The 20,941-nt window shown below is 73.3% G+C and carries 17 protein-coding genes; 9 read left to right on the top strand and 8 right to left on the bottom strand.

Annotation, left to right across the window (positions count from 1 at the left end; translation table 11 throughout):
* Positions 1 to 33: 33 nt before the first annotated feature.
* Complete coding sequence (locus IE330_RS38850; RefSeq protein ID WP_229925594.1) at positions 34 to 510, bottom strand: hypothetical protein; 477 nt, start codon at positions 508 to 510, stop codon at positions 34 to 36.
* 346 nt (positions 511 to 856) lie between these two features.
* On the opposite strand from IE330_RS38850, the gene IE330_RS12850 reads away from it, so the two are divergent.
* From IE330_RS12850 to IE330_RS12840, 3 genes are all read left to right on the top strand, one after another.
* On the top strand, positions 857 to 1,792 hold the full coding sequence (locus IE330_RS12850) for a serine hydrolase (protein ID WP_190136082.1): 936 nt from the start codon (positions 857 to 859) through the stop codon (positions 1,790 to 1,792).
* A 169-nt stretch (positions 1,793 to 1,961) separates the two neighbouring features.
* Positions 1,962 to 2,252, top strand: coding sequence for a hypothetical protein (locus tag IE330_RS12845; protein ID WP_190136081.1), 291 nt, complete (start codon positions 1,962 to 1,964; stop codon positions 2,250 to 2,252).
* Between the two features lie 1,509 nt (positions 2,253 to 3,761).
* Positions 3,762 to 7,487, top strand: coding sequence for an ABC transporter ATP-binding protein (locus IE330_RS12840; RefSeq protein ID WP_190136108.1), 3,726 nt, complete (start codon positions 3,762 to 3,764; stop codon positions 7,485 to 7,487).
* A gap of 39 nt (positions 7,488 to 7,526) precedes the next feature.
* Here the strand turns inward: IE330_RS12840 and IE330_RS12835 are convergent, their stop codons facing one another.
* Positions 7,527 to 8,021 carry a hypothetical protein gene (locus IE330_RS12835; RefSeq protein ID WP_190136080.1) on the bottom strand — a complete coding sequence of 165 codons (495 nt, stop codon included), beginning with the start codon at positions 8,019 to 8,021 and terminating at the stop codon, positions 7,527 to 7,529.
* A gap of 267 nt (positions 8,022 to 8,288) precedes the next feature.
* On the opposite strand from IE330_RS12835, the gene IE330_RS12830 reads away from it, so the two are divergent.
* Entirely contained in the window at positions 8,289 to 8,681 is a 393-nt protein-coding gene (locus IE330_RS12830) for a hypothetical protein (RefSeq protein ID WP_190136079.1), read from the top strand.
* 225 nt (positions 8,682 to 8,906) lie between these two features.
* Positions 8,907 to 10,340 carry a S28 family serine protease gene (locus tag IE330_RS12825; protein ID WP_190136078.1) on the top strand — a complete coding sequence of 478 codons (1,434 nt, stop codon included), beginning with the start codon at positions 8,907 to 8,909 and terminating at the stop codon, positions 10,338 to 10,340.
* Between the two features lie 125 nt (positions 10,341 to 10,465).
* On the opposite strand, the gene IE330_RS12820 is transcribed toward IE330_RS12825, so the two are convergent.
* From IE330_RS12820 to IE330_RS12810, 3 genes are all read right to left on the bottom strand, one after another.
* Positions 10,466 to 11,113: a hypothetical protein gene (locus IE330_RS12820; RefSeq protein ID WP_229925593.1), complete on the bottom strand. Its 648-nt coding sequence runs from the start codon at positions 11,111 to 11,113 to the stop codon at positions 10,466 to 10,468.
* Positions 11,114 to 11,220: 107 nt separating this feature from the next.
* Positions 11,221 to 13,113: a glycoside hydrolase family 3 protein gene (locus IE330_RS12815; protein WP_373314631.1), complete on the bottom strand. Its 1,893-nt coding sequence runs from the start codon at positions 13,111 to 13,113 to the stop codon at positions 11,221 to 11,223.
* Between the two features lie 255 nt (positions 13,114 to 13,368).
* Complete coding sequence (locus tag IE330_RS12810) at positions 13,369 to 14,307, bottom strand: LysR family transcriptional regulator (protein ID WP_190136076.1); 939 nt, start codon at positions 14,305 to 14,307, stop codon at positions 13,369 to 13,371.
* Between the two features lie 97 nt (positions 14,308 to 14,404).
* Here IE330_RS12810 and IE330_RS12805 point away from each other — a divergent pair, with 97 nt between their 5' ends.
* Both IE330_RS12805 and IE330_RS12800 read left to right on the top strand, forming a co-directional pair.
* Complete coding sequence (locus tag IE330_RS12805) at positions 14,405 to 15,328, top strand: EamA family transporter (RefSeq protein WP_190136075.1); 924 nt, start codon at positions 14,405 to 14,407, stop codon at positions 15,326 to 15,328.
* Positions 15,325 to 16,017, top strand: a complete 693-nt coding sequence (locus IE330_RS12800) for a MerR family transcriptional regulator (protein WP_190136074.1) — start codon at positions 15,325 to 15,327, stop codon at positions 16,015 to 16,017. Before IE330_RS12805 ends, IE330_RS12800 begins: the two co-directional genes overlap by 4 nt.
* Here IE330_RS12800 and IE330_RS12795 read toward each other — a convergent pair.
* Positions 16,002 to 16,802 (bottom strand): sugar phosphate isomerase/epimerase family protein, encoded by an 801-nt coding sequence (locus IE330_RS12795; RefSeq protein WP_190136073.1) that lies wholly within the window; start codon positions 16,800 to 16,802, stop codon positions 16,002 to 16,004. The genes IE330_RS12800 and IE330_RS12795 overlap by 16 nt on opposite strands.
* A 156-nt stretch (positions 16,803 to 16,958) precedes the next feature.
* Complete coding sequence (locus IE330_RS12790; protein WP_190136072.1) at positions 16,959 to 18,947, bottom strand: pentapeptide repeat-containing protein; 1,989 nt, start codon at positions 18,945 to 18,947, stop codon at positions 16,959 to 16,961.
* Between the two features lie 129 nt (positions 18,948 to 19,076).
* Here IE330_RS12790 and IE330_RS12785 point away from each other — a divergent pair, with 129 nt between their 5' ends.
* Positions 19,077 to 19,262, top strand: a complete 186-nt coding sequence (locus IE330_RS12785) for a hypothetical protein (protein WP_190136071.1) — start codon at positions 19,077 to 19,079, stop codon at positions 19,260 to 19,262.
* Between the two features lie 34 nt (positions 19,263 to 19,296).
* Here the strand turns inward: IE330_RS12785 and IE330_RS12780 are convergent, their stop codons facing one another.
* A complete protein-coding gene (locus IE330_RS12780; RefSeq protein WP_190136070.1) occupies positions 19,297 to 19,971 on the bottom strand; it encodes a nitroreductase in 675 nt (224 codons plus the stop codon).
* Positions 19,972 to 20,065: 94 nt separating this feature from the next.
* Between IE330_RS12780 and IE330_RS12775 the strand changes: the two genes are divergently transcribed.
* Positions 20,066 to 20,704, top strand: coding sequence for a TetR/AcrR family transcriptional regulator (locus IE330_RS12775; RefSeq protein WP_190136069.1), 639 nt, complete (start codon positions 20,066 to 20,068; stop codon positions 20,702 to 20,704).
* Positions 20,705 to 20,941 lie beyond the last annotated feature (237 nt).

The following is a 20,941-nucleotide window of genomic DNA, read 5'->3' as shown; positions in this document are numbered from 1 at the left end:
CGACAGGAGCTGATGGGATACCGGCGCCTGTCGCTACTGGCCTGCGGTGAGGGACCACCTCACCGTGGAGGGGACGGTCACCTTGAGGGTGGCCTCGGCCCTGGGCTTCTTCAGGCGCAGTTCGTTGTACGTGCTGCTGACCTCGCCCTTCACGCAGCTCAGGGGGAACTTCATGCCCATGGGCTGAAGGGTGACCTCAAGTGTGCCCCTGCCCTGGCAGTTCACGAGCACGGACAGCGGGCCTTCACCGATGCGGCCGAGGGGAACGGTCCGGCTGCCCTCGGCCGCGGCGATCTCGGCCAGCGCCTTGCCTTCCGGAAGCCGGGGTGCCGCGGTGACGGATTCCCCCGGGATGTGCTCCGGCCTGCCCTGTTCCTTCGCGGGCGCTGCGAATGCCAACCGGGTCGGTTCGGACTCGTCCGGGGTGTCTGTGGAACCCGAGCAGGCGGTGAGCGCGACGCTCGCAAGCAGGACCCCGACAGTGACCGTCCCGTCGTGCTTCGTGTTCATCGCGCCGCTGCGCCTCTCTTGGCTGCTCTGATGCCCACGCGGCGCCTTCCCCGATGAGCCGTCATCGACTGGACGGCTGGTCACCGAACCGTAAGGGAACGGTTGCTCCAGGTGAAGGCCGGTGATCACTCTCTGAGCGGGAGTCGAGCCTTCGACCGGGCTCGCGTGCCGGCGTCCGGCGCTGCCCGCTTGCGAGCCGCCCGGAGCGAGCCCGGTGGCCCGGCGTCGGGCGGTGAAGGTCACGGTGACAGAATCGCATCTCTGTACAACCTTCACTCACATCGGTGAGTCATGTGAGGCGAGTGCGCTGGGGGCGCACGTGTACGTACTTCGAGGGGGAACCTCCATGACGCACCACCTGTCCATATCCCGGCGTGCCCGCGTGCTGAGCGCGGGAGCGGCCGTCGCCGTGCTCGCGCCGCTCGGCGCGGTCGCCGTCGCCGCCCCCGCCGCCGCCGCGGCGCCGAAGGTGAAGTGCACCTCCGCGCAGGCCGGCCTGGCCGCGAAGCTGGAGAAGGACATCACCGCCGCCCTGAAGAACCGCAAGGGCACCATCGCGGTCGGGCTGCACGACAAGACCACCAAGACGACGTGCGCGCTGCGCGGCTCGACCTCGTTCGACTCGGCGAGCGTCGTCAAGGTGACCGTCCTCGCGGCGCTGCTGTGGGACGCCAAGAAGAACGACCGGTACCTCACGGACCGCGAGGCCGACCTCGCCACCGCCATGATCACCAGGTCCGACAACAACGCCACCAGCACGCTGTGGCGCCAGCTCGGCGTCGGCAAGATCAAGAAGTTCCTGGCCGCGGCCAAGATGACCAAGACCGTGCCCGGCGCGGACGGCTACTGGGGCCTCACCCGGATCAACGTCACCGACGAGCAGAAGCTCCTCGCGCTGGTCACCGCCAAGAACTCCGTCCTCAGCGACAACGCCCGGGCCTACATCCTCAAGCTCATGAACAAGGTCGTCCGCGACCAGCGCTGGGGCACCCCGGCCGGGGCGCCCTCCGGCGTGAAGATCCACGTCAAGAACGGGTGGCTGCCGCGGGCCACGCACGGGTGGCGCGTCCACAGCGTCGGCGCCTTCAAGGGCGGCGGCCACGACTACACCATCTCCGTGCTCACGCACGGCAACGGCAGCATGCAGTACGGGGTCGACACCATCCAGAAGGTGTCGAAGGCCATCCACAAGGACCTGGCGCCCCGGGCCTCGGGGGCGCTGCGGTACGTGCCCACGGACACGCCGAAGGAAGCCGCCGTTCCCGCGCCGCCGCAGGGCTGACCTGGGCCTTTCGCTTCGCGCGGCTCCGGTCGCCACGTCCGTACCGGGCCTGGCGACCGGGTGAAAAGTCTGACCCTTCGCGCAACTTATGCCGCGGCATCCCGGTTGGGCCGGTATGGGCACCCGTACGGGGTGCCGTGGCATTCGCGGGAAGGGGCGCTCAGTGTCCATGAGCTCTACGAACAAGAAGGTGCTGGCCGGGTCGGTGCTGACGCTGGCCGCGACGGGTATGGCCGTCACGCCGGCCACGGCCGACGAGGAGGTTCACGGCCACTCCACGCAGAACATCGAGATCATCCGTGACCTCTGCCCGACCGTGCACGACATCGACGCCGTCATCACCATCGAGGTGCTGGACCAGGCGCGGGCCTTCCAGTGCAACGAGATCCGGCAGAAGTCGCGGTACGTGAGTGACGCCGGGGCTCCGGCGTTGCCGGTGCTGGGGATGGTGCAGGGCTAGGGCTGGCGGGGGCGCCTTGGGCGGGTGTCGCTGGGCCTCTGCCCAGGCCCGGGGTGCCCCGCGCCCCTCCGGGGCGGGTGGGCGTTCCGCCGGATCGCCCGCCCACCCGTACCGCCCCGGTGACCGGGCCTGGCCCCGACCTGGCGGCTTCCCGGCCCGTCGCCGGTATCTCCCACCCGCCCACCCGTGCGCCCTTGGCCTGGCGGCTTCCCGGTCCGTTGTCGGGTGTTCCGCCGCTGGCGTGGCGGTGTTTCCCGCCTGCCCGTCCGTACTACCTCGGTGGCGGGGCTCGGCCCCGGCCTGGCGGCTTTCCGCTTCGTCGTCGGTGTGTTCCGCCCGTCCACCCGTGCGGCCCTGGTGTCCGGGGCCAGCCCCGGCCTAGCGGTTCGCGGTTTGTGCTCAGCGTGCCGCAGCCTGTTGCCGTGCGGCTTCGCGGCGGTTGGTTGTCAGCCCGTCCGGCGTTTGAGGACGAGCGCGTCAGCGCGATGGATGGGCGGGTGGGTGGGGAGAGACCCCTGCTGATGTCGGGGTGAGCGCGTCAGCCCGTCCGGCGATTGAGGACAAACGCGTCAGCGCGGTGCAGGAGCAGGCCGAGGCGACGGCGGACCTCGTGCGGAGGCCGAAGGCGTCGAGCGCGTCAGCCGGGGTGGGCGGGCGGGTGGGTGGGGGAGGAGCCCGCCGGTGAGCGAGGGCGAGGCGCGCCACGCCTGGAGCCCCGCTCAAGCGCAGAGCCATCGTTTTGTTGCGGCGGGATGAAAAGCGCAGCGTCCCGTGTTGGGCCTCTCGGCAGGTCAGACGGTGGGAGGCGGACACGTGACGGAGCGGCCGGAGCAGCCGGAGCAGCGGAACCGGGCAGGGCACCCGAGGGAGCCCGAGCCGCGGAGCCAGGCTGAGCGGCCGCCGCAGCCCGAGCCGCAGAGCCAGGCGAAGCGGCAAGGCCACGCCGATCAGCCGCAGCAGGCCGCGCGACAGCAGCAGCCGAAGCAGCACGGCCAAGCGGACCAGCCCGGCCACCCGAAGGCCGAAGCCCGGCCCAAGCCGAAAGTCGAAGGCCACCCCGACCAGCCGGAGGCCAAGGGCCCGACCGGTCAGGACGCAGCCGAGGGCTCGGTCAGCCCGGCCGAAGGCCAAGCCGAGCAGCCGCCCAGTCAGCCGCAGCCGGCCGCAGCCAAGGCCCCGGCCGACCAGGCCGAAGCCAGAAACCAGGCCGACCAAGCCGCAGCCAAGGCCCCGGCCGACCAGGCCGAAGCCGGGAACCGGGCCGACCAAGCCGCAACCAAGGCTCAGGCCGGGCAGGCCGCAGCCGGCGCCCCGGCCGAAGCCGACGCCCCGACCGCAGCCAAGGCCCCGGCCGACCAAGCCGCAGCCGGCGCCCCGGCCGGGCAGGCCGCAGCCAAGGCCCCGGCCGGGCAGGCCGCAGCCAAGGCCCCGGCCGGGCCCGCCGAAGCCGACGCCCCGGCCGAAGCGCGGCCCACCCCCCAAGCCCAGCCGCCCCGCTGGGCCAAGCGGCTGTGGGCCTATGCCTGGCGGTATCCGAAGGACGTCGTGCTGGCGCTCGGGTCCTCGCTCGGGGGCATGGCCGTCATGGCCGTCGTACCGCTGCTCACCAAGGTCGTCATCGACGACGTGATCGGGGACCACAGCCGGGACATGGCGCCGTGGGCCGGGGCCCTGGTCGGGGCCGCGGTGCTCGTGTACGTGATGACGTACGTCCGCCGGTACTACGGCGGCCGCCTCGCGCTCGACGTGCAGCACGATCTGCGGACGGAGATGTACGACACGATCACCGCGCTGGACGGGCGGCGGCAGGACGAGCTGTCGACCGGGCAGGTCGTGGGGCGGGCCACCAGTGACCTGCAGTTGATCCAGGGGCTGCTGTTCATGCTGCCCATGACCATCGGGAACGTGCTGCTGTTCCTGATGTCCCTGGTGATCATGGCGTGGCTGTCGCTGCCGCTCACCCTGGTGGCGCTCGCCGTCGCGCCCGCGCTGATGTGGATCGCCCGCCGCAGCCGTACGAAACTGCACCCCGCCACCTGGTACGCGCAGGCGCAGGCCGCCGCCGTCGCGGGCGTCGTCGACGGCGCCGTCAGCGGCGTGCGCGTGGTGAAGGGCTTCGGGCAGGAGGAGCAGGAGACCGGCAAGCTGCGCGAGGTGAGCCGGAGGCTGTTCGCCGGGCGGCTGCGCACCATCCGCCTGAACTCCCGCTACACCCCCGCACTCCAGGCCGTGCCCATGCTCGGGCAGGTCGCGATGCTCGCGCTCGGCGGCTGGCTCGCGGTGGAGGGGAAGATCACGCTCGGGACGTTCGTGGCGTTCTCGACCTACCTGGCGCAACTCGTGGGCCCCGTGCGGATGCTCGCCATGGTGCTCACCGTCGGGCAGCAGGCCCGCGCCGGCGCCGAGCGCGTCCTGGAGCTCATCGACACCCGGCCCGCGATCAAGGACGGGACGAAGGAGCTGCCCGCCGACGCGCCCGCGACCGTCGAGTTCGACGACGTGTCGTTCGGGTACGACGGGGGGCAGGTTCCCGTCCTGGACGGGCTCAGCTTCGAGATCCGGCCCGGTGAGACCCTCGCCGTCGTCGGGTCGTCCGGCAGCGGCAAGTCCACCGTCTCGCTGCTGCTGCCCCGGTTCTACGACGTGACGCGCGGAGCCGTCCTCATCGGCGGCCACGACGTGCGCGAGCTGACGCAGGAGTCGCTGCGCGCCGCCATCGGCCTCGTGCCCGAGGACTCCTTCCTGTTCTCCGACACCGTGCGCGCCAACATCGCGTACGGCAAGCCCGACGCGACGGACGAGGAGATCGAGCGGGCCGCGCGCGCCGCGCAGGCGGACCGGTTCATCGCGGAGCTGCCCGAGGGCTACGACACGAAGGTCGGCGAGCACGGGCTCACCCTCTCCGGCGGCCAGCGCCAGCGCCTCGCGCTCGCCCGCGCCATCCTCACCGACCCGCGCCTGCTCGTCCTGGACGACGCCACCTCCGCCGTCGATGCCCGCGTCGAGCACGAGATCCACGAGGCGCTCCAGCACGTCATGGAGGGCCGGACGACCCTCCTCATCGCGCACCGCCGCTCCACCCTGAACCTCGCCGACCGCATCGCCGTCCTCGACGGCGGCCGCCTCGCCGCGATCGGCACGCACGCCGACCTTGAGCGCACCTCACCGCTGTACCGGCGGCTGCTCACCGACCCGGACGAGCTGGGCGGCGTCTCGCCCGGCCACACCGCGCCCCGGACGGCGGAGAGCCCCGAGGACACCTCCGTACGCGACGAGCTGGACGCCGAGTTCGACGCCGAGCGCGGCATCACCCCCAGGCTGTGGACGGGCGACCGCGAGCCCAAGGACACCGCGCTGTCCGGCTCCCCGGCCACCCCCGAACTGCTCGCCCAGGTCGAGGCGCTGCCGCCCGCCACCGACACCCCCGGCATCGACGAGGCACGCGCCGTCGCCCCCGAGGAGTCGTACGGCCTGCGCAGGCTGCTGCGCGGCTTCGGGGCGCCGCTGCTGCTCAGCCTGGTGCTCGTCGCCCTGGACGCGGGCATGGGCCTGCTGCTGCCCGTGCTCATCCGGCACGGCATCGACGAGGGCGTCACCCAGCTCGCGCTCGGCGCCGTGTGGGCGGCGTCCGGGCTGGCGCTCGCCGCCGTCGCCGTGCAGTGGGCGGCGCAGACCGCCGAGATCCGCATGACGGGCCGCACCGGCGAGCGCGTCCTGTACGCACTGCGCCTGAAGATCTTCACGCAGTTGCAGCGGCTCGGGCTCGACTACTACGAGCGCGAGCTGACCGGGCGCATCATGACGCGGATGACGACCGACGTGGACGCCCTGTCCACGTTCCTGCAGACCGGTCTCGTCACCGCCTTCGTCTCCGTCGTCACCTTCTTCGGCATCATGGCCGCCCTGCTCGTGATCGACGTCCAGCTCGCGCTCGTCGTCTTCGCGACGCTCCCGCTGCTCGCCGTCGCCACGTACTTCTTCCGCAGGGCGAGCGTGAAGGCGTACGAACTGGCCCGCGAGCGCGTGTCCGTGGTCAACGCCGACCTCCAGGAGACCGTGGCCGGGCTGCGGATCGTGCAGGCGTTCCGGCGTGAGCGCACGGGCGGCGAGCGGTTCGCGGACCACAGCCGCGCCTACCGCGAGGCGCGGGTGCGCGGCCAGTGGCTGATCTCCGTGTACTTCCCGTTCGTGCAGCTCCTGTCCTCGGTGGCGGTGGTGGCCGTGCTGGTCGTGGGCGCGCACCGCGTGGACGCCGGGACGCTCACCACCGGCGCGCTGGTCGCGTACCTGCTCTACATCGACCTGTTCTTCGCGCCGGTGCAGCAGCTCTCCCAGGTCTTCGACGGCTACCAGCAGGCCACCGTGTCGCTCGGCCGGATCCAGGAGCTGCTGCGCGAGCCCACCTCCACCAAGGCCCCCGACGAGCCGCTGGACGTGCTCTCCCTGCGCGGCGAGATCGCCTTCGAGGACGTCGAGTTCGCGTACGGGGCCGACGGCGCGGCCCCGGCCGAGGACGGCGCCCCGGTCGGTGCCCCCGCGGGGGAGACCGCGCTCAGCGGCATCGACCTGCGCATCCCCGCGGGCCAGACCGTCGCGTTCGTCGGTGAGACCGGTGCGGGCAAGTCCACCCTCGTCAAGCTCGTCGCCCGCTTCTACGACCCGACGGCAGGCCGGGTCACCGTCGACGGCACCGATCTGCGCGCCCTGGACCTGACCGCGTACCGGCACCGCCTCGGCGTCGTGCCGCAGGAGGCCTATCTGTTCGCGGGCACGGTCCGCGACGCCATCGCCTACGGCCGCCCCGACGCCACCGACGCCCAGGTCGAGGCGGCGGCCCGCGCGGTCGGCGCGCACGACATGATCGCCACCCTGGAGGGCGGCTACCTGCACGAGGTCGCCGAGCGCGGCCGCAACCTGTCCGCCGGCCAGCGCCAGCTCATCGCCCTGGCCCGCGCCGAACTCGTCGACCCCGACATCCTGCTCCTGGACGAGGCCACCGCCGCCCTGGACCTCGCCACCGAGGCCCAGGTCAACCAGGCCACCGACCGCATCGCGGGCCGCCGCACGACGCTCGTCGTCGCCCACCGGCTCACCACCGCCGCCCGCGCGGACCGCGTCGTCGTCATGGACCACGGCCGCGTCGCGGAGGACGGCACGCACGCCGAGCTGCTCGCGCGCGGCGGGCGGTACGCGGAGCTGTGGCGGACGTTCGTGGGGGAGCCGGTGGAGGCCTGACGGCCCGACGGCCCGATGGCCCGGCGGCCGGTACGCGGCTCAGTACGTCGACTCGATGTCGGTGATCTTCCGGGTCGCGAGGTCGGACCGCACCGTCAGGTACGTGTACGTGCGCTCCTCGCCGGTGCCCCAGGTCAGCCGCACCATGGACGTCGTCCTGCCCATGCCGCTGTCGCCCGCGGTCACGCGCCAGGCGGTGGGCGCGTGCGCCGCGCGCAGCACGCCGTCCGCGTCGTGGCGCCGCTCCCAGGTGGCGAGGCGGTCGCGCAGGTCCGCGGTCAGATAGAAGTCGCGCAGCTCGGCGGCGGCCTGCGCGGAGCCCCCTTCGTCGGCCATGTCGACGTACGCGCCGTAGAAGTGCGCGACCCGCTCGTAGGCGGGGCCCGGGCTGCCGCTGCGCGCGGGCGCCTGGCCCGGCCCGCCGACGGAGGCCGTGCCGGTGTCGGCGGTGGCCGAGGCGGAGGACGGCACGGCGGCCACGGCGGCGAGGACGACGGCGGCGAGGGCCGCACGGGGGCCGAAGCGGCGGCGCACGGGGCGTGCCGGACGCCGGGACGCACGCCGTGACGGACGCCGTGAGGAACTTATCGAGGTCATGACAATCTCACCTTTCGCGCTCTGCCCGGTACTCGCGGTACTCGCGGTACTCGCGGTACTCGCGTTCTGCTCCGTACGGGCACGGGTATCTGCCGCGAGTTGTGTCAAACCTGAAAACTGGCAGGGACGATTCCGCAACCGTCGCGTGCGTGTCCGGCGTCCGTACGTCAGTACGCTGATGCCGGGGTGACGGGAGGGCTCGTCGTGAACAGTGGTCGGATCCGGAGCCGCCTCGCGGCGGGTGCCGCCGCGCTGGCCGTCGCCCTGCTGTGCGCGCTCGCGGGCCCCGGTGCGGGCACCGCCCAGGCCGCGACGCCCTGCCCCGGCCACAAGGTTCGCACCCTGACCTTCGCCACCGGCAAGGTCGTCCTCTACAAGAAGCGCGGCTTCGTCTGCGCGGTGACGTACGCCAAGAACACGCGCGCCCGCAAGTCCATGGCGATCAGCGTGCAGGCGCGCGGCAGCCGCCCGGTGCGGGACGCGGGCCGCTACGTGCGCATGGCGGGCCCGGTGAAGGTGCACGCGGGCCACCGCTGCGTCTGGGTCAAGGGCAACGTGAGCGGCCGGGGGGTCAGCACGGGCTGGACCCTGTGCTGAGGCGCGGCGGTCCTGGGGCGCTGAGGCGCGGCGGTCCTGGGGCGAGGCGTCGGTGAGGCCCGCCGTCCCCCTGGTCGTCCGCTCACCGGACGCCCCTGTCCCGTAAGTGAATTTCCCTGCCGGGGCGTTGGCGGCGTATCGCTCATATGCGCGCAATGCGGCCTGGTGTGCGGCCGGTTGCTCCGTTAGGTTCCGGGGAACCGCCGCGCCGACAGGGGAGGACGCATGCGCAAGGCGCTCAGATGGGTGCTGTCGCTCACGGTGCTGATAGGCACCGCGGGCTACACCGGAACCACGGTGGCCACCGCCGACGAGGCCGGGACGCCCGCCACCGGCTCCGGGGCACCGGCCGCCACGACCGACATCAAGGACCGGCTCCTCGCGATCAAGGGCATGAGCCTCATCGAGGAGAAGCCGTACGACGGCTACCGCTTCTTCGTCCTGAACTACCGGCAGCCGGTCGACCACCGGCACCCCTCCAAGGGCACCTTCCAGCAGCGCATCACCGTGCTGCACAAGGACACCGCCCGCCCCACCGTCTTCCACACCTCCGGCTACGGCCTGAACACCAACCCGGGCCGCTCCGAGCCGACCCGGATCATCGACGGCAACCAGGTGTCGATGGAGTACCGCTTCTTCAGCCCCTCGCGGCCGGACCCCGCGGACTGGAAGAAGCTCGACATCTGGCAGGCCGCCAGCGACCAGCACCGCATCTTCAAGGCCCTCAAGCCCCTCTACACCAAGAAGTGGCTGTCCACCGGCGCCTCCAAGGGCGGCATGACGGCCACGTACTTCGAGCGCTTCTACCCGCGCGACATGGACGGCGTGGTCGCCTACGTGGCGCCGAACGACGTGAACAACGACGAGGACTCCGCCTACGACCGCTTCTTCGAGACCGTCGGCACCAAGGAGTGCCGCACGAAGCTCGAGGCCGCGCAGCGCGAGGCGCTGGAGCGCCGCAAGCCGCTGAAGAAGAAGTACGCCGCCTACGCGGCCGAGAACAACTACACCTTCAAGACCGTCGGCACCCTCGACAAGGCCTTCGAGGCCGTCGTCCTCGACGTGAACTGGGGCTTCTGGCAGTACCAGCAGTCCACGACGGCCTGCGCCGAGGTGCCGGCCGCGGCGAGCGCGAGCGACCAGGAGCTCTTCGACTGGATCGACCGCGTCGGCGGCTGGTCCTCCTACACCGACCAGGGTCTGGAGTACTACACGCCGTACTACTACCAGGCCGGTACGCAGCTCGGCTCGCCCGACATCGAGCAGCCCTGGCTGGTCGGCCTGAGCCGCTACGGCTACCAGCCGCCGCGGAACTTCGTGCCGCGTGAGATCCCGATGCGCTTCCAGAAGCACGCCATGAAGGACGTCGACCGCTGGGTGCGCACCCACTCCCACCGGATGATGTTCGTGTACGGCGAGAACGACCCGTGGGGCGCCGAGCCGTTCCGCCCCGCCCGCGGGGCCAAGCACGACTCGCACGTCTTCACGGCGCCGGGCGCCAACCACGGCGCGAACGTCGCCGGCCTCACCGCCGCCGACAAGGCCAAGGCCACGCAGCGCATCCTCGCCTGGGCCGGCGTGCCCGCGGCGAAGCCCGCGCCGTACGACGCGAAGCTGGACCGCGAGCGCCGCGACCGCCACAACACGCTGCGGCCGTAGCCCGCGCGGGGGCGCCCCAGGCCCACCCCTTCCCGAACCGGGGGCTCCGCCCCCGGGCCCCCGCTCCTCAAACGCCGGAGAGGCTGTTCCCAGCCTCTCCGGCGTTCGACGTCGTGGAGCCCCCGCTAGGGCAGCCGCACCGCACAGCCCACCGGCCGGGTCCCGCCCACCGCCACGTACAGGTCCGTGCCCGGCGCGCACGCCGCCCGCGCGCGGACGACGGCCGCCACCCGGTACTCCGGGCGCCGCCGCCCCGAACCGTCGCAGGCGGTCTCCCGTACCTCGCCCCGCCCGGACCCGTACACGCAGTCACCGGCGACGGTGCGCGGCCCGCCCCCGCCGCCGGGGTCCCCGGGGTGCGGCGGTTCCAGGTTCCGCATGCAGGCGTAGCCCCGCGGCACCTCGCCGTCCCCGTCCTCGTCGGCGGCCGGCCGGGCCTGGCTGATGTGCAGGACGAAGTCGGTGCGCGCGGGGCAGGCCGGGCCCTCGCCGACGCGCCCGGCGTGGCGGGCGATGACGCGCGCGGCGGCCCGTTCGCTGCCGCACGGCACCTCCGTGACCCGCTCGCGCCCCCGCGACGCGCAGGCGTCGGCGCCGAGGAACACCCCGCTGGTGCCGACGGGCCCAACGGTGCGCACCGGCTTCTCCGAGGCCGCCCGGGAGGCGCCGGAGCCCTGGCACCCCGTAAGGAGCAGGGCGGCGGCCAGCAGCGCGCCCCCGCACGCCGCCGTCGCCCCGGTCGCCCGCATGGCAGCCCCCCGCTCCCCGGCCATGTGCACCCAGCGTGACCCCGGCGGGCGGGGCCACGCCAGGCGCTCCGGGGGCTTTGCGCTCGTTGGCGGCGGCGCCGGGCGCGGGCGGCGTACCGCCCGTACGCCCGTCAGTCGGCGGTGGCGTACGGCTCGTACGAGAGTCCGTGGCCGATCGGGTACAGCACCTGCCCGGGGTCGTCCGGGTGCGGCACGGGCACCGGCAGGCGGCCCCGGGGCCGGGCGCGGCCCGCCAGGACGCGGGCGGCGGCGCGCAGTTCGACGTCCGTCCAGGAGTAGGTGGCGAGGGCCGCGGCGGCCGCGGGGAGGTCCTGCGGGGTGCGGACCGCGAGGGTGACGACGGGCACGCCGGTCGCGGCGAGCGCGCTGACCAGGCCGTGCTGCGCGTCCCCGGCCGTGACGTCGTACGTGGTGACGAGCACCGCGTCCCGGCCCGCGGCCGCGGCGACCGCCGCCTCGACGGCCTCCTTCGACGGCTCCATGCCGGTGCTCACCGCCTCGGCCCGGAAGCCGAGTTCACCGAGCGCGGTGGCGAGGACGGCGGTCGGCGGCCCGGTCGTGCCGGTCGGCGACACCGGGTCGGCGCCGACGACGAGCAGCTCGACGTGGCGGTCGGGGGACAGCGGAAGGAGGCCGCCGTCGTCGCGCAGCAGCGTGGTGGTGCCCTCGGCGATGCGGTCGGCGGCGGCGCGGTGGGCGCCACCGCCGACGGCCTCGTCCAGGCCGTCCAGCGGCACGTACGGGTCCTCGAAGAGGCCGAGCCGCGCCTTGAGTTCCAGGACGCGCAGCACGGACGCGTCGAGGCGCTCCTCGCTCAGCTCGCCCTCGCGCACGGCCTCCACGACCGCGTTCCGGGCGAGCTCGGGCCGCGGCGGGTGCAGGAGCTGGTCGACGCCCGCCTTGAGGGCGAGCACGGCGACCCGGTCGTCGCCGTACGTGGTGCGCACACCTTGCATGGACAGCGAGTCCGTGACGATCAGACCGTCGTGGCCGAGCTGTTCGCGCAGCACGCCGGTGACGATCGGGTACGAGAGCGTGGCCGGCTCCATCGCCGGGTCGAGGGCGGGGACGACGAGGTGCGCGGTCATCACGGCGTCGACCCCGGCGGCGAGCGCCGCGCGGAACGGCGGGGCGTCCAGCTCCTCCCACTGCTCGCGGCTGTGGTGGATGGTCGGCAGCGCGCTGTGGCTGTCGGTCTCGGTGTCGCCGTGGCCGGGGAAGTGCTTGGCGGCCGAGGCGATCCCGGCGGCGCGGTAGCCCTCGATCTGCGCGGTCACGAAGTCCGCGACGGCGTCGGGCCCGGCCCCGAACGACCGTACGCCGATGACGGGGTTGGCCGGGTTCACGTTCACGTCGGCGGAGGGCGCGTAGTTCTGGCGGACACCGAGCGCGCGCAGTTCGGCCCCGGCGATGCGGGCCGCCTCGCGCACGTCGTCGCGGGACCCGCCCGCGCCCAGCGCCATCGCGCCGGGCAGCAGCGTGGCGGGCGCCCCGACGCGGGCGACGACGCCGTGCTCCTGGTCGATGGTCAGCAGCAGCGGCACGCCGGGCGACTGCCCGAGGGCGGCGCGCTGCACGTCGTTGGAGAGCGTGGCGAGCTGGCGCGGGTCGCGGGTGTTGTGGGCCCAGCCGAAGTAGATCAGCCCGCCCGGCCGGTACTTCGCGATGGCCTCGGCGGCCGTGCGGACGCCCAGCTCCCGCTCGTTGGCCTCGATGTCGGCCGGGTCGGGGTCGGTGGCGTGGTGCCCGTACACGTGCAGGACGAGGAGCTGGCCGACCTTCTCTTCGAGGGTCATACGGGACACGAGGGAGCGGAGGTCCGCCGGGGCTTGAGGGGCGCTGTGGGAGTCGTGAGGCACCTGCCCACGGTTATCCCGTGGCGTGCGACGGGTCAAGGGCCCGCCGGAACCGGGCCGTCGCCGACGGAGGGCTCCGCCGCCTCCCCCGCGCGGACCGGCCCCCGCGGAGAAGGGGCCGCCACCGGCGCTATGGAGGGGGCGCACCGGTGGCGGCGCGCTGCCGGCCGCGGGCGGCGGAGAGGGTGGTCAGCGTTCGCAGCCAGCAGCGATGCCGACACCGCCTCGCGGTGACTCTCCGACAGCGTGTTCGTTGGACGAGCGGGCCGCCGTCCGGGTTCCCCGGGGCGTCCGGACGGCGGAAAGTCGGGGCGTACGGGGACCGTGGGGCTGGAGGTACGCCCCCACGGCCGGGCTCGCCGGGAAGGCGGCACGGGGGAGGACGAGGAGAAGACGGCGGAGTCAGACCCCGATCCCGTCGAAGAGCGGCGGGGCGGGTGCGCACACGCGGGGCCAGGCCGCGCGCAGCGCCCGTACGGTCTCGGCGATCGCGGGCCGCCGTGCCGCGCCCGTCCGCCACATCGCGTACAGCCTGCGCACCGGCAGCGGGTCGAGGCGCACGGCCACCACGCCGGGGGGCAGCGGCCCCCGGCCCAGGCGGGGGGCCACCGCGATGCCGAGCCCGGCGGCGACGAGCGCGATGAGCGTCGGGTTCTCCTCGGCCCGGTGGACGATGTCCGGCTCGCACCCGGCGGCGCGCATCGTGCGCACCAGCCAGTCGTGGCAGACCCGCCCGGCCGGCTGCGAGATCCACCGCTCGCCCTTGAGCTCGGCCCGCCGTACCGCGTCACGCCCGGCGAGCGGATGGCCGACCGGTACGAGCAGATCACACAAGTCGTCGCCGATGACGGCCTGTTCGACGCCGGGCGGCGCGGGCAGCGGGGCGATGTCCCAGTCGTGCGCGACGGCGAGGTCCACGGCGCCCTTGGCGACGAGGTCGACCGACAGGTGCGGCTCCACCTCGGTGAGGCGCGCGTCGAGCGCCGGGTGCAGGTGGCCGAGGTCGGCGAGGACGCCGGGCAGCAGTCCCCGTGCCGCCGAGGCGAAGGCCACGACGTCCAGGCGCCCGGCCGGGACGCCGCGCCGCTCCTCCAGGTCCGTCTCGGCGCGCTCCATGATGGCGAGCAACTCCCGTGCGGTGGCGGCGAGGTGGAGCGCCTCCTCGGTGAGGGCGACGCCCCGGCCCCGCCGTTCGAGCAGGGTGGTGCGGGTCTCCCGCTCCAGCTTGGCGATCTGCTGCGACACCGCGGAGGGGGTGTAGCCGAGCGCGGCCGCGGCGGCCCCCACGGACCCGTGCACGGACACCGCGTGCAGCGCCTTCAAGCGCCCCAGATCCAGCACGAGACCCCCACCCCTCCGCACAACTAAGCAGCACTAAACCCAATCATGTAGAAATCCGCGCTGGTGCTACACACTCCCGGGGCGTGATCCTCGACGCATGCGTCCCTCCCACATCTGCCTCGCCGTGCTCGTCACCGCCGTCTGGGGCGTGAACTTCGTCGTCATCGACATCGGCCTCGACCACTTCCCGCCGCTGCTCTTCTCGGCGCTGCGGTTCCTGGTCGCGGCGCTGCCCGCCGTGTTCTTCGTCGGCCGTCCCAAGGTCGCGTGGAAGTGGCTGATCGGCGTGGGCCTGGCCCTAGGGGTGGCGAAGTTCGGCCTGCTGTTCATCGGCATGGACGCGGGCATGCCGGCGGGCCTGTCCTCGCTGGTCCTCCAGGTGCAGGCGGTCTTCACGGCCCTGTTCGCCTTCGTGTTCCTGCGGGAGGTGCCCTCCCGCGTCCGCGTCGCGGGCATGGCCGTGGCCCTGGCGGGCATCGGCGTGGCGGCGGTCGACGAGGGCGCGTCGGGCCCGCTGACCGCCTTCGGCCTGACCGTCACGGCGGCCGCCTGCTGGGGCGTGTCGAACGTCCTCACCCGCAAGGCGGCGCCGCCCGACGCCCTGAACTTCATGGTGTGGGTGAGCACGGTCCCGGTGCTGCCCCTGGCGGCGCTGTCCCTGCTCTTCGAGGGTCCGGACCGCGACCTCGCGGCGCTGCGCTCCCTGGACTGGCAGGGGGTGGCGGCGCTGCTCTGCGTGGCCTGGGTGGCGACGGTCTTCGGCTTCGGCGCCTGGGGCTATCTGCTGCGGCGCCACCCGGCGTCGGCGGTGGCGCCCTTCACGCTCCTGGTGCCGGTGTTCGGCATGACGTCCTCGGCGCTGTTCCTGGGGGAGTCGGTGAGCGGCCTGCAACTGTGCGCGGGGGCGCTGCTCGTGGCGGGCGTGGCCCTCACGTCCCTGGCCCGCCCGGCGCGCCGTCCCGAGGAGGCATACGCTGCACCGGTGCCCGCCCCGACGAAGGAACCCGCCACCCCGGTATGACCCGAGCCCTGCGCCCCGTGGACCTGGCCCGGCTGGCGGGCGTGTCCACCCAGTTGGTCCGTGACTACGCCGACGCGGGCATCCTGCCGCCCACCGAGCGCACCCCGTCCGGCTACCGCCGCTTCCACCGGGCGCACGCCGACGCCCTGCTCACGTACCGGGCGCTGGCCAGGGGCTTCGGCGCGGAGACCGCCCGCGCGGTGCTGCGGGCGGTGCACGCGGGCGACACCGCCGCCGCCCTCGCCCTGGTGGACGCCGCGCACGCCGCGCTGCACGCCCGCCGCGAGGCCCTGCGGGCCACCGCCGAGGCGCTGGAGGCGGTCACCGGCGAGGCCGCCCCGGCTCCACGGGCTCCCCTGACGGTCGGCGAGGCCGCCGCGCACGTGGGCGTACGCCCCTCGGCGCTGCGCGTGTGGGAGGCGGCGGGCCTGCTCGCCCCGGCCCGGGAGCGCGGCACCCGCCACCGCCGCTACGGCGCGGCCGACCTGCGCGACGCCCGCGTGATCAGCCTGCTCCGCCAGGCCGGCTATCTGCTGTCCCGCATCCGCCCGGTCCTGGCCGAGCTGCGGGCCACCGGCTCCAGCGAGGCCCTGCGCGAGGCGCTGGCGGAGCACTCCCGCACGCTGACCCGCACCTCCCGGGCGGCGCTGGAGGGGGCGAGCCGCCTGCACGCCTACCTTGGCGACTGACCGGCCTCGCTCAACAGCCGGGCGAGGAACTCCCGCCCCCGGCCCAGCAGGTCGGGCAGCGGCACGGCGTCCTCGTACCACCGCTTCTCGTACTCCCAGCACAGCCAGCCGTCCCACCCCTGCCGGCTGAGCACGTCCACGCACTCGGCCAGCGGCAGCACGCCGTCCCCCAGGCCCAGCGGAGTGGTGTCGTCCACCCCGGCGACATCCTTGACCTGCACATACCCCAGATAGGGTCCGAGCGCGGCGACCGTATCGGCGACGTCCTCGCCCCCGAGCCAGGTGTGCAGCAGGTCCCACAAGGCACCGGCGTGCAGATGCCCCACGGCGCCGAGCACCCGCGCGGCGTCCGCGCCGGTGCGGTGCGAGTCGTGGGTCTCCATCAGCACCCGCACCCCCGCGTCGGCGGCGTGCTCGGCGATCACCCCGAGCCGCCGCGCGGCCACCTCGTCGGCGTCCGGCTCCTCGCCCCCGGGAAACACCCGCACGAACGGCGCCCCCAGGTCCCGCGCGAGCTCCACCAGCCCACGCACCTCCTCCACCACCGCCGCGTCCTCCCCGGGAGCGGCCACCCGCGCGTACCCGGCGACCCCGGTGACGGCCACCCCCGCGGCCTTGAACGCGTCGGCCACGTCGGCCCGCTCGGCGAGCCCGAGGCCGACGTGGACGGGTTCCTCCCGATGCGCCCGCAACTCGACACCGTGGTAGCCGTACGTGGTGGCGAGACCAAGGACGTCCGCGACGGGCAAGCCGGGCACACCGAGCGTGGAGAAGGCGAGTTTCATGGCGAGGGCCTGCCCCCGAACCCGCCCCGCAAACGGCCGGCGCGGCCCATCCCGACCCACTTGAGACGCCCACCCCACGCCACCGACACCACGGGCGAAAGCCCCCCGAAGCGTGACCGATGGTGAGGAGGGACGTCACAGCCCGCGATCGATCCCCTACCGCTTCACGCGACCGCGAACGGCGAGGAGCGCCAGGGCGAGCAGGACGGGCTCGGTCAGCCGGGAGGCCATCTCCGTATAGCGACCGGCGGTGGTCAGGTCCTGGCCGCTGGAGCGGAAGACGACAGAGTTCACGACGACATCGGCAGCCTTCTGCGCGCGGGCGGCAGTGAAGCGGTCGGTGAAGGCCGCGTGCAGCTCCGGGTTCTGCTTGCCGATGACTCCGGCGTCGGGTGGGAAGGCCTCGGCCGGCGTGTCCGGCAGTCCGAAGCCGAGCATCAGGACGACCGTGGCTGTCATGGCGGCCAGCAACCAGCTCAGAGCCCGAGAGGCCCGCAGCCCGTAACCGGAGGCCGCCCAGTACAGCCAGAGCATGAACCGCTCGGCCGCGGGGGCTTCTGTGTCGTGGCGGCGCATCTCCATCTCGCCGTAGTAGAAGTCCGCCGCCCCGGGCTCGTTCTTGCTGTCCTCGAATGCCTTGCGCAGCTCCCGGTACACCGGTGCCAAGGCGGCAGGCTGCAGCGGAGTACGGCCGGCGGGGGCCGGTGTCCAGCCCTCCGCCGCGCGTTCGCGGGCCGCGCGCCAGTGGTGTTCCTCGACCAGGGTCCGGCGGGTGGTGTGCCGCAGGGGCAGCAGGCCGCTGCGGCGGACCCCCGTCGGGACAGGGGCCAGGGGACAGCGGCCGTGCAGACGCAACTGGTCCAGATGGAAGGTGCCGACGACCCGGCACGTGGTGAGGTCGACATCCCTGAGTGTCAGGTGGGAGGCATCTACCCCCAGCAGGCCCAGTATCCGCACCGGGCGGTGGGCGATCGCGGTCTCGTCCAAGGGCGCGCCGTCCCGCTGGGTGAAAGGGACGGGATGGGCGCTGACGCTCACCGGGGATTCCAACACGGCGTCACTGAAACCCACTGCCGCGTGCCTCAGCCGCAGCACGGCCGTGGAAGTCCACCGCGTGCGCCAGCATTTGACCCCGCTCGCAGCGATCTCCAGTGTCACCGCACCGGCGAAATGCGCCCGGGAGAGGTCCACCGTCCCGCGGCAGGCCAGCGGCCCGACCACGGAAGCGCGCTCGAAGACCGCACCGGCGAAGTCGGCGGCGCCGTGGAAGACCGCCCCGTCGAACCAGGCGCCGCGGGAGAACGTCGCCCCGCGGAAACTGGCGTTCCCCGTAAACGCAGCACCGGCGAACCTGGCACCGTCCGCGAAAGCAGTCCCGCCGAACCTGGCGTCGCCCCGCAAGGCCGCACCGGCGAACCCGGCGACACCCTCAAAGGTCGCCCCGGCGAACACGGTGACCCCGTGGAAGGCCGCCCCGTCGAACCAGGCGTCGTGGGCGAAGGCCGCCCCGCCGAAGTCGGTGACACCGCGGAACGTCGCCCCGCCGAAGGCGGCCCCGCCATGGAAGACCGCACCGTCGAAGGTGACACCCGTCTTGAAGGCCGCCCAGGTGAACCGGGCGTTGCCCGTGAAGACCGCGCCATCGAACTCGGCGTCGCGTGCGAAGGACGCGCCCTCGAAGACAGCGTCGCTCTGGAAGGTTGCCCCAGCGAATCCCGCCTCGCGCTGGAAGTCCGCCCCGAACACGGCGAGGCCCCGGAAGTCCGCCCCGTTGAACTCGGCGCGGCCCGCGAAGGCTGTTCTCCCGAACCGGGCCCCGCCGTCGAACACCGCCCCGTCGAAACGCGCGGCTCCCACGGAGGGATGGCCGGTGTCCGGAGCGTGCAGGGCGTTCAGCAGGCGTTCCAGCAAGGCTGTGCCGATGGTGGTGCCGCGGTGGTCGAGATCGCTGCCAGGACGCAGTGCGGTCAGGTAGGCCTGGAGGGCTATGTCATCGAGGTGGGCCAGACACGCCTCGTACGGCTCCTGCCGGTCGTCACTGCTTTCGACGCGCCGCCCTCGACAGCCCACAGGGTCGCGCTCCAGGTCGGTGCCGTACCCGCAGCACGGATAGTCAGGGGCCTCGGACTCCGTGATGGTGGCCATGCCCTCATCGACGCGATGAGGCGGGTGGGAGTTGCCGCGAGCCCCCCACCCACTTGGGACTTCCACCCCACCCCACCGCCATCACGCACCAAAAGTCCCCAGAGCAACTTCAATGAAACGATGGAAGGCATGAGATTCCACCTCCAGGTCGAACTCGACGACGCGGCGACCCCCGAGACCACCACCCGCGAACTGTCGCGCATCCTGCGCTACTGGGCGGGCAACCTCCACCACTACGACCTGACCCCCGGCACCACGGAGGACATCCACGACTCCACGTACGCCAAGGCCGGCTCCTGGACGATCACCGACTGACACAGCCCAGGCCGCGCGCCGCGGGCGGGGCCGCCTAGTGGTGGAAGGTCGTGGTCGACTCGAGCGGAGCCCGCCCGGCCTTCACCCGATTCACGGGTGCCGCCTCGTCCGCGTACCCGAAGGAGATACCGACGAGCAACTTGCCGCCTTCCACGCCGAGTTCACCGCGGACGGTGTCGGCGTAGAAGCTCAACAGCCCCTGCGGGCAACTGTCCACGCCGTACGCGGCCATCGCCAGGAGCAGCGTCTGCATATAGGCGCCGACATCCGCAGCCAGCCGGGTCTCCCCGTCACCGTGGACGAAGAGGAAGGCCACGTGCGGCGCGCCGTAGAAGCGCAGGCTCTCCGAGTCGTAGGCCGCACGTGCCGTGTGGTCGTCCGGGCCGATGCCCAGCGCCCCGTACAGCTCGGCACCGAACGCCGCCCGACGCGTCTGGTGCACCTGCGTGTACATCCCCTCGGAATACGGGAAGTCCACCGAAGTACGCCGTTCGGCGTGGGCCCTCACCAAAGCCCCGGCCAGGCGCTGACGGACCGCGCCGCTCGCCACCTCCACCTGCCACGGCTGCGCGTTGGAGTTGGACGGCGCGGTTCCGGCCAGCGAGAAGATCCTGCGCAGCGTGTCCTCGGGCACGGGTTCCGGCCGGAACGCACGGGTCGCGTGACGGCCGCGTATGAGCTTCTCCGCGTAAGTGGCAACGGACTTCATGGCACTCCTCAGAAGGTAAACGCATGCGTTTACATGCGAACCACACCCTAACGCGAAAGGCTCATCCAAGTAAACGCGCGCGTATACTTACCCCATGAACACGACCGCGAGTACGACGGCCACGGCGCCCCGGCGGGGGCGCGGCGGCCGGGAGCGCATCCTGGCCGCCGCCGCCCGGCTGTTCGCGACCCAGGGCATCAGCGCGACCGGCATGGAGCAGGTCGCCGAACAGGCGCCGGTATCGAAGCGGACGCTCTACGCCCACTTCCGCACCAAGAACGACCTGGTCATGGCCCACTTGCAGGGCCTCGTACTGTCAGGGGCCACCCTGGAGGACGTGCTGACCCGCGAGGACATCCCTCCGCGTGACCGCATCCGCAGGTTGTTCGACCAGCCGGTGGCCGACGCCGCTCCGGTGCGCGGGTGTCCGTTCATCGACGCCGCCGCGGAGTTCCCCGACCCGGAGAGCGCGGTGCACGCCTACGCCCGGGAGCAGAAGCTGCGCATGGTGGCCCTGATCGCCGATCTGGTGACGCGGCTCGGCTGCCGCGAACCCCTCCTGCTCGCCGAACAACTGGCCACGCTCGCGGACGGGGCGGCCAGCCGCGCCATGGTGCTGGACGACGCGGACTACGGCCGGCACGCGCGGGCGGCGGCGGAGGTCCTGCTCGACCACGCCCTGCGGGAAGGCGCCGGGGCGACCGCCGCGGGCTCGCGCGCGATCACCGACTGACACCGTCGGACGCCGACGAAACAGAAGGGGACGCGGCGGTATGTCCGCCCGCAGCACAGCAACGACACCGCCCCGCACGAGGCACCGCCCCGCGCACATGACGGCGAGGACGGACATACCGCCGCGGCCCCGACTCAGGGACGACCCAGGCGTACCGGAACGGCGGGGAGGCGGCGAACGCGACGGAAGCGAAGACAAGCAAACGGCGGGAAACGGCGAACGCGACGGAAGCGAAGA

The organism is Streptomyces longispororuber (assembly GCF_014656095.1).
Classification (GTDB): Bacteria; Actinomycetota; Actinomycetes; order Streptomycetales; family Streptomycetaceae; genus Streptomyces; species Streptomyces longispororuber.
Note: the sequence above shows the minus strand (reverse complement) of the source record. Positions and strands in the feature narration are given on the sequence as shown.

Coding starts and splice junctions, on each gene's coding strand:
- IE330_RS38850 (WP_229925594.1), bottom strand. CDS start 510: ATGAACACGAAGCACGACGGGACGGTCACTGTCGGGGTCCTGCTTGCG.
- IE330_RS12850 (WP_190136082.1), top strand. CDS start 857: ATGACGCACCACCTGTCCATATCCCGGCGTGCCCGCGTGCTGAGCGCG.
- IE330_RS12845 (WP_190136081.1), top strand. CDS start 1,962: ATGAGCTCTACGAACAAGAAGGTGCTGGCCGGGTCGGTGCTGACGCTG.
- IE330_RS12825 (WP_190136078.1), top strand. CDS start 8,907: ATGCGCAAGGCGCTCAGATGGGTGCTGTCGCTCACGGTGCTGATAGGC.
- IE330_RS12820 (WP_229925593.1), bottom strand. CDS start 11,113: ATGGCCGGGGAGCGGGGGGCTGCCATGCGGGCGACCGGGGCGACGGCG.
- IE330_RS12805 (WP_190136075.1), top strand. CDS start 14,405: ATGCGTCCCTCCCACATCTGCCTCGCCGTGCTCGTCACCGCCGTCTGG.
- IE330_RS12800 (WP_190136074.1), top strand. CDS start 15,325: ATGACCCGAGCCCTGCGCCCCGTGGACCTGGCCCGGCTGGCGGGCGTG.
- IE330_RS12795 (WP_190136073.1), bottom strand. CDS start 16,802: ATGAAACTCGCCTTCTCCACGCTCGGTGTGCCCGGCTTGCCCGTCGCG.
- IE330_RS12790 (WP_190136072.1), bottom strand. CDS start 18,947: ATGGCCACCATCACGGAGTCCGAGGCCCCTGACTATCCGTGCTGCGGG.
- IE330_RS12785 (WP_190136071.1), top strand. CDS start 19,077: ATGAGATTCCACCTCCAGGTCGAACTCGACGACGCGGCGACCCCCGAG.
- IE330_RS12780 (WP_190136070.1), bottom strand. CDS start 19,971: ATGAAGTCCGTTGCCACTTACGCGGAGAAGCTCATACGCGGCCGTCAC.
- IE330_RS12775 (WP_190136069.1), top strand. CDS start 20,066: ATGAACACGACCGCGAGTACGACGGCCACGGCGCCCCGGCGGGGGCGC.